Raw genomic sequence first — 6,897 nt, forward strand, 5'->3', positions numbered from 1 at the left:
ATTCCATGCCGAACTCAGAAGTGAAACACAATAGCGCCGATGGTAGTGTGGGGCTTCCCCATGTGAGAGTAGGACATCGCCAGGCTTCAAATTTATTTTCACTTTTCAAAAGTGAAGACAAAAAGTGTAATGAACGACTTGTCAGCGACGACAAGTAGTCCACTGCGGAGTGGTAGTTCAGTTGGTTAGAATACCGGCCTGTCACGCCGGGGGTCGCGGGTTCGAGTCCCGTCCACTCCGCCACTTATTAGAGAAGCCCTGCTAGAAATAGCAGGGCTTTTTCACATTTGAATCCCTGTATTAGCCTTTTGGTCGGAGAGCGTTTCTCAAAAGGTTTACCGATTTTTAGAAAGAACGAACTAGGTGCTTCCATCTTTCGTTATTTATCCGAAGTCTTTAAGCCTTCGTTCGTTAGTGTGTTGATAGAACCACTTTGTTGCTTATTGGGAAGTTTAGCCAACGATTTGGCTTTGTTCGGTCCTAGACTAAGTTCGTTATTATTACTGGGCAATATTCTAAGTTAGTACGTCCACACCAAACCGAGAATCTTGTGAGTTTGCTTGCGTTAGAAATGCATAGCTTTCAGCTCACGATACTTAGTCTTGAAGGTTCTAACCCAAGCTTATTGGGCCACTTGTTGCTTGGTGCCTTAATACTAAAAGGCAATACAGCGTTAGTTTCGTCCTATGAATACAAAATACTGTACCTTAACGCTTTCCCATCAAAGCTCATGTGTAACCTAAGCTATTCTCTGGTGTTCAATGGCGCTGAACCCCTAATAATTATATGTGCGAGTATTGATTGACCTAGTTACTCACTATGTTTGCGAGTGCGTACAGAGAGGCGACTTACGGTAATGGGGTGCGGGTCATAGTACCCGTCTGATTGAATGCGACCATAGCTTTTTCTATCTTTAACCCTTATCTAGTCCTATGCATAAGATAGAGGGACCGTTGAAGATCTACTTATCCTATTTGGCGACTTCAATGGATAATCTAGTACTTATGAATACAAAAACGCCTAGCGTTTGCTAGGCGTTGGTCAATCATATCTTGCGTATGTTCACTAGAGTATTTGTTTAAGTACTCTGTCAGCTTTGACTCGAGTGATCTTGCGAATCAGCTTTTGAACTTCTTCTGGGTAGCTATCTACTTTGTCTAACTGCTTATAAGTACAAATAAGCTGAGTGTGTTGAAGAATGTTATCTACTTCAGCTTGGAACTTATCAGTTAGATGGTGATAGTTGTCCTGAATAAAGATTCCGTTCTCTAGATCTAGTTTCCAAGCTCTAGGGTTTAGGTTATTACCTGTGAGTAGCATGTAGCGTTTATCAACCCAAATGCCCTTCAAATGGAAGCTGTTGGAATCGTGTTGCCAAAGTCGGATAGACAGGTTACGACTTGCTATATTCGCTTCATTTGCCTTCGCAAATCGACGCAGGTTCAATTCGTATAAGTAAGGCAAGCCACCAATCGTTTTAAACTCTTCTTCCGGTGAGATAAAGAAATCATTCGCTGTTTTATCGCCGACAACGATCGTGACCTTTACGCGACGCTTAAGTGCTTTCTTCACTTCCTTCGCTAGGCTAGGCGGAAAATTGAAATATGGCGTACAAATGAAAATTTCATCTTTAGCTTGAGCAACCAGTTGGTTAATTCCCTGATTTAGGCGGTTACGTCTCTTACCTATACCAACTAAAGGAGTTACGGCAACTTGCTCTGGTGAGACTTCCTGACCATCAAACTGGTACTGAGACCTTGCTAGAGAGGCACGAAACTGGCGGATCGCTGGCTTTAGCTCTTTAGTAGCCGGCTTGTTTTTGTCAGCTAAGTCGTAAACAGCGCTGTCAGAGATCATTTGCTCATGCACGTAGGCAAACATTGAGTCTGCCAGTGTCGCGTTGTTTAAAACATGATAGCGGTCAAAGCGGTAGCGGTCGTGATAATTTAGGTAGATATTGTTGAGGCTTGCACCGCTGTATATCACGCTGTCATCAACGATAAAGCCCTTTAAGTGCAATACGCCAAAGACTTCTTTACCACGGACAGGAATGCCGTAGACAGGAACTGAATGCTGATATTTTTCAGCAAACTCTTTGTAAATTGCTGCATTGCCTTCAGAAGACTCTGCACCAATCAATCCGCGTTGAGCTCTGTGCCAATCAACACAAACGTTCACATTCAGATCTGGATTCTTTTGTTTTGCTTCATATAAGGCAGTTAGGATCTCACGGCCAGCCTCATCATCTTCAAGATACAAAGCGACTAAACTAATACGAGTCGTTGCGCGAGCTATCTCATCAAGTAGACGAATTCGAAACTCTTGCGCTGATAGTAGTACTTCAAACTTATCAGGATTCTGCGCTATGGTTGGCAACTGTATGAATGGATTCCTACTGGCAATCATATTGACTGTTTTACCTTAAAAATATGCAAAATTGCGAACCTTTAATTTTACCAAAGGCATAGCCCCAAATACTAGATAATCGAGGCATTCTCTAACAATTTTGCTGATATTGCATAGGAATGAGATCTTTTCCGCTATTTGAATAACGCTCATATAAAACCCGTAAGGCGTTTGGTAGCTGTTTGGAATCGATCTGCACAAATTGGTGCCGAGTGTAGAAGCTCGTAAGGTGCGCATAGGCAAAGCAGTAATCGTTCTCTGTGAGTGTGTGTTTTGCACAGTACTCCATTAGCTGGGAACCTAACTGTTTACCGCGATGTTGCTTCGAGATCGCCATACCTGTCAGTAAGCGCGAGTCTTCTATCGTACGGAAACGGACGACACCACAAAGTTCGTCATCAAGTAAAAGTGAATAAATTAACTCACTTTTATTGGCTTTCCCTGTTGGGTAGTGCTCTTTATAGAAGCGTTTAACAAGGGGAACCTTTACTGGGTCTAATTGAGTAATGATGACATTGTTCATTCAGTCACTGCGCCACTGGTTTATCTGCTGTAGAATGAACGCAGTGTAAGTTAATTGAATATCGCCATGCAATTCCATCTCAATGCTAGTTTAAAAAACGTTCATACCTTTTCTATTGATCAAACTTGTGATGCTTTGGTTGAAGTGACCACGATTGAAGAGTTGGTCTCGGTTTATCAGAGCCCTAAATGGCAATCTACGCCTAAGCTGATGTTAGGAAAGGGCAGTAACATGCTTTTTACTGAGCATTTTGCAGGCCTTGTCATCATCAATCAGTTGTCTGGTATCACTTTAACCGAGTCGGACAGCCATCACTCACTCCATGTTAACGGTGGTGAGGATTGGCCAAGTCTAGTTAAGTGGAGCGTTGAGCAAGGTCTTGGTGGATTAGAGAATTTAGCAATGATTCCTGGTTGTTCTGGATCTGCGCCTATTCAAAACATCGGTGCTTATGGTGTCGAGTTACAGGACGTGTGCGAATACGTCGATATTCTTTGTCTGGATACTTATACAGTTAAGCGATTAAGCAAAGAGGAGTGCCTCTTTGGTTACCGAGATTCTATTTTTAAACACGCCCTTTACGGCAAAGCTATTGTGGTCGCGATTGGCTTAACTTTACCGAAAGTATGGCAGCCATGTAATCATTATGGTCCCCTGAAAAGCCTGCCAGCAGAAACACTTACCCCTAGCACGATATTCAATGAAGTATGTGCTATTCGTTCGAGCAAACTGCCAGACCCTTCGAAACAGGGCAATGCTGGAAGCTTTTTCAAAAACCCCGTGATCACTAAAGATCATTTTGATCGCTTGTCAGGGCTGTACCCAAATATCGTTGGTTACGAGAGTAACTATATGATCAAAGTCGCTGCTGGTTGGCTGATTGATCAATGCCAGTTTAAAGGCGTTAATCAAGGTGGTGCTCAAGTTCATCCAAATCAAGCGCTTGTGATCATCAACTATGATGGAGCGACGGCTGTGGATGTGCTTAAGTTAGCAGACCGAGTTCGTCAGGCTGTGTCAGATAAGTTCGATATTCGCCTAGAACATGAGGTCCGTTTTATGGGACGTGATGGTGAGACAAATCTCGATAAGGCTTTGGAGGCGTTAGTATGAGAGAGCACAGCACCAAACTAGCCCTCTTAAAATGCCTTGCCGATGGTGAATTTCATTCTGGCGAAGACCTCGGTGAAGTGATTGGCGTATCTCGAGCCGCTATAAGCAAGCACATCAAGGGTATGCAAGAGTGGGGTTTGGATATCTACCGCGTACAGGGTAAAGGCTATAAGCTAGCGAACCGATTAGATATGCTGGATCATGAGCGACTATCTGCTGCCAATAGCAACGCGTCTCTTGAACTGATTCCTATTATAGGTTCGACCAACCAACACTTGTTGGATCGCACCAATGAGCTAGAATCTGGCTCGGTTTGTGTTGCTGAATACCAAGCCTCTGGTCGCGGTCGTCGTGGCAGGGAGTGGGTGTCACCATTTGGAGCCAACCTATACCTTTCGATGTACTGGAGACTCGACGCCGGGATGGCGGCTGCGATGGGCCTTAGCCTTGTGGTAGGTGTTGCGGTTGTTGAGGCTCTGGAAGAGATGGGCGTTGAAGGCGTGAAACTCAAATGGCCTAATGACCTTTACCATAACGATAAGAAACTTGCGGGTATTTTAGTTGAACTGTCGGGGCAATCTGGCGGTGCTGCTCATATTGTTATTGGGTTAGGACTCAACCTGTCGATGGACCCTTTAACTTCTGGTATTGGTCAACCATGGACCTCACTTAAAGAAGTGTGTGATGGTAAGGTGCCTGATCGTAATCAGCTTGCACAATCCCTGATTAACGCTTGGGACAAAGCACTGGTTGATTATGAAATGAAAGGGATGTCGAACTTTGTTGAGCGTTGGAATCGCTTGGATAATTTCTTAGGTCGCAATGTGAAGCTGATTATTGGACCTAGAGAAATTGAAGGTGTCGTACACGGTATTGATGAGCAGGGGGCTGTGTTACTCAAAACCGAGAACGGTATCGAAAGTTATATCGGCGGTGAAATCTCACTGAGGAAGGGTAGTTAAAACCTTCCTATTTTCTTAGTAATACTTCTTCAACCATGTGATCTGCACCTTTTCGTAGGATAAGGTGCGCCCGCTCTCTGGTTGGAAGGATGTTCTTCTCCAGATTTAATCCATTGATTGAACTCCAAATCGCTTCTGCTTTATCCAGTGCCGCTTGATTCGATAACTTAGTGTAATGACTAAAGTAAGAGCCTGGCTTGGTAAATGCCCCTTCTCTAAACTTCATAAAGCGGTTGATGTACCACTCTTTGATCTGTTGGCTGTCAGCATCCACATAAAGTGAAAAATCCAGGAAGTCTGAAATGAACACACGGTGTGGCTCGTGTGGGTAGTTCATTCCACTCTGCAAGACGTTAAGCCCCTCAATTATTAAGACATCGGGTAAGTCGACGCATTTTAGATCATCAGTAATGTTGTAAGTGATGTGCGAGTACACCGGTGCGGTGACATTTCTCTTACACGCTTTAACGTCAGAGACAAAGTTTACTAAACGCTTGATATCGTAAGATTCAGGAAAGCCCTTTTTACTCATCAAACCTTTTTCTTCTAGCACCTCATTTGGATACAGAAAGCCGTCGGTGGTGACTAGCTCGACTTTTGGGTGGTTTTCCCAACGAGAGAGTAGGGCCTTAAGTAGACGTGCGGTTGTACTTTTCCCCACTGCAACACTACCAGCAATACCAATAATGAATGGTGGCGCTTTCTCTTTTTTATCAAGGAATTGATGAAGTACTGAATTGCGATTTTGTCTGGCTGCCACATAGAGGTTCAATAGACGAGACAGCGGCAGGTAGATCTCTACAGCTTCTTCCATGGTGAGCTTTTCATTGATGCCTTGAAGCTCTTTTAAGTCGCTTTCAGAAAGTGTCATCGGAACTAAATTCCTTAGTTCAGACCAGTGTGTACGGTCAAATGACATGAATGGGCTCATACAAAACTCTATAGTGGATAACAAAACAAGTGCATGGAAAATACATCAAGCGATAGATAAATAAAATATCTTCCTGTACTAGATGCGGGTTAAAGACGGAAACCTTGAGCTAAATAGTCGTATGTTGTAGTTTGGGCAGAGAATTTTGAACTTTTTTTCAATTTACTATTGCAAGGTGGAAAATCATTCAATAAAATGCGCCCCACTTGTGCCGACTTAGCTCAGTAGGTAGAGCAACTGACTTGTAATCAGTAGGTCACCAGTTCGATTCCGGTAGTCGGCACCACTTTCTCCCTTTCTTTAAGGCTAGCGAGAGAAAGCTCAAAAATTTGGAGAGGTTCCCGAGTGGCCAAAGGGAGCAGACTGTAAATCTGTTGGCACTGCCTTCGATGGTTCGAATCCGTCCCTCTCCACCATATTCTAAAGGTTAAATAGCTCAAACAGAGTTACGTGTTGCGTGCATCGTATAATGGCTATTACCTCAGCCTTCCAAGCTGATGATGCGGGTTCGATTCCCGCTGCACGCTCCAACTCATTTTGTGTGCTGATATAGCTCAGTCGGTAGAGCGCACCCTTGGTAAGGGTGAGGTCCCCAGTTCGACTCTGGGTATTAGCACCAGTCTAAAGCTTCTTCTCCTTTAATAAAGAAAACCATTTTTTGGTTGCGTGGTCTTATTTTAAGCCACCTAATCCGTACCTAGAGGGACACCCCATGTCTAAAGAAAAATTTGAACGTACGAAACCGCACGTAAACGTTGGTACTATCGGCCACGTTGACCACGGTAAAACAACTCTAACTGCTGCTATCTGTACTACACTTGCAAAAGTGTACGGTGGTGTTGCTAAAGATTTCGCATCTATCGATAACGCTCCAGAAGAGCGTGAGCGCGGTATCACAATCGCTACTTCTCACGTTGAGTACGACACTCCATCACGCCACTACGCACACGTAGACTGCCCAG

The 6,897-nt window shown here is 44.0% G+C and carries 6 protein-coding genes and 5 tRNA genes; 8 read left to right on the forward strand and 3 right to left on the reverse strand.

Annotation, left to right across the window (positions count from 1 at the left end; translation table 11 throughout):
* Nucleotides 1-166 precede the first annotated feature (166 nt).
* A tRNA-Asp gene (locus L1D11_RS22050) sits at nucleotides 167-243 on the forward strand.
* 822 nt (nucleotides 244-1,065) lie between these two features.
* Here the strand turns inward: L1D11_RS22050 and pssA are convergent.
* Complete coding sequence (gene pssA, locus L1D11_RS22055; RefSeq protein ID WP_239833907.1) at nucleotides 1,066-2,406, reverse strand: CDP-diacylglycerol--serine O-phosphatidyltransferase; 1,341 nt, start codon at nucleotides 2,404-2,406, stop codon at nucleotides 1,066-1,068.
* A 91-nt stretch (nucleotides 2,407-2,497) separates the two neighbouring features.
* On the reverse strand, nucleotides 2,498-2,929 hold the full coding sequence (locus tag L1D11_RS22060; RefSeq protein ID WP_061034337.1) for a GNAT family N-acetyltransferase: 432 nt from the start codon (nucleotides 2,927-2,929) through the stop codon (nucleotides 2,498-2,500).
* Between the two features lie 66 nt (nucleotides 2,930-2,995).
* On the opposite strand from L1D11_RS22060, the gene murB reads away from it, so the two are divergent.
* Both murB and birA read left to right on the forward strand, forming a co-directional pair.
* On the forward strand, nucleotides 2,996-4,042 hold the full coding sequence (murB, locus tag L1D11_RS22065; RefSeq protein ID WP_239833906.1) for a UDP-N-acetylmuramate dehydrogenase: 1,047 nt from the start codon (nucleotides 2,996-2,998) through the stop codon (nucleotides 4,040-4,042).
* Nucleotides 4,039-5,004 (forward strand): bifunctional biotin--[acetyl-CoA-carboxylase] ligase/biotin operon repressor BirA, encoded by a 966-nt coding sequence (birA, locus tag L1D11_RS22070; protein WP_239833905.1) that lies wholly within the window; start codon nucleotides 4,039-4,041, stop codon nucleotides 5,002-5,004. Before murB ends, birA begins: the two co-directional genes overlap by 4 nt.
* Nucleotides 5,005-5,011: 7 nt before the next feature.
* On the opposite strand, the gene coaA is transcribed toward birA, so the two are convergent.
* The gene (gene coaA / locus L1D11_RS22075; RefSeq protein WP_239833904.1) at nucleotides 5,012-5,935 is read right to left on the reverse strand and encodes a type I pantothenate kinase; all 924 of its coding nucleotides are present in this window, start codon (nucleotides 5,933-5,935) and stop codon (nucleotides 5,012-5,014) included.
* Nucleotides 5,936-6,145: 210 nt separating this feature from the next.
* On the opposite strand from coaA, the gene L1D11_RS22080 reads away from it, so the two are divergent.
* The 5 genes from L1D11_RS22080 to L1D11_RS22100 all read left to right on the forward strand — a co-directional run.
* A tRNA-Thr gene (locus L1D11_RS22080) sits at nucleotides 6,146-6,221 on the forward strand.
* A 45-nt stretch (nucleotides 6,222-6,266) separates the two neighbouring features.
* Nucleotides 6,267-6,351, forward strand: a tRNA-Tyr gene (locus L1D11_RS22085).
* Between the two features lie 39 nt (nucleotides 6,352-6,390).
* A tRNA-Gly gene (locus L1D11_RS22090) sits at nucleotides 6,391-6,465 on the forward strand.
* A gap of 13 nt (nucleotides 6,466-6,478) precedes the next feature.
* Nucleotides 6,479-6,554 (forward strand) — tRNA-Thr (locus L1D11_RS22095).
* A 93-nt stretch (nucleotides 6,555-6,647) separates the two neighbouring features.
* Nucleotides 6,648-6,897, forward strand: a 250-nt coding sequence (locus L1D11_RS22100; protein ID WP_230849494.1) for a GTP-binding protein, incomplete at its 3' end; no start/stop codon positions are given.

The organism is Vibrio sp. Isolate32, from assembly GCF_022397955.1.
Lineage (GTDB): Bacteria > Pseudomonadota > Gammaproteobacteria > Enterobacterales > Vibrionaceae > Vibrio.

Coding starts and splice junctions, on each gene's coding strand:
- pssA (WP_239833907.1), bottom strand. CDS start 2,406: ATGATTGCCAGTAGGAATCCATTCATACAGTTGCCAACCATAGCGCAG.
- L1D11_RS22060 (WP_061034337.1), bottom strand. CDS start 2,929: ATGAACAATGTCATCATTACTCAATTAGACCCAGTAAAGGTTCCCCTT.
- murB (WP_239833906.1), top strand. CDS start 2,996: ATGCAATTCCATCTCAATGCTAGTTTAAAAAACGTTCATACCTTTTCT.
- birA (WP_239833905.1), top strand. CDS start 4,039: ATGAGAGAGCACAGCACCAAACTAGCCCTCTTAAAATGCCTTGCCGAT.
- coaA (WP_239833904.1), bottom strand. CDS start 5,935: ATGAGCCCATTCATGTCATTTGACCGTACACACTGGTCTGAACTAAGG.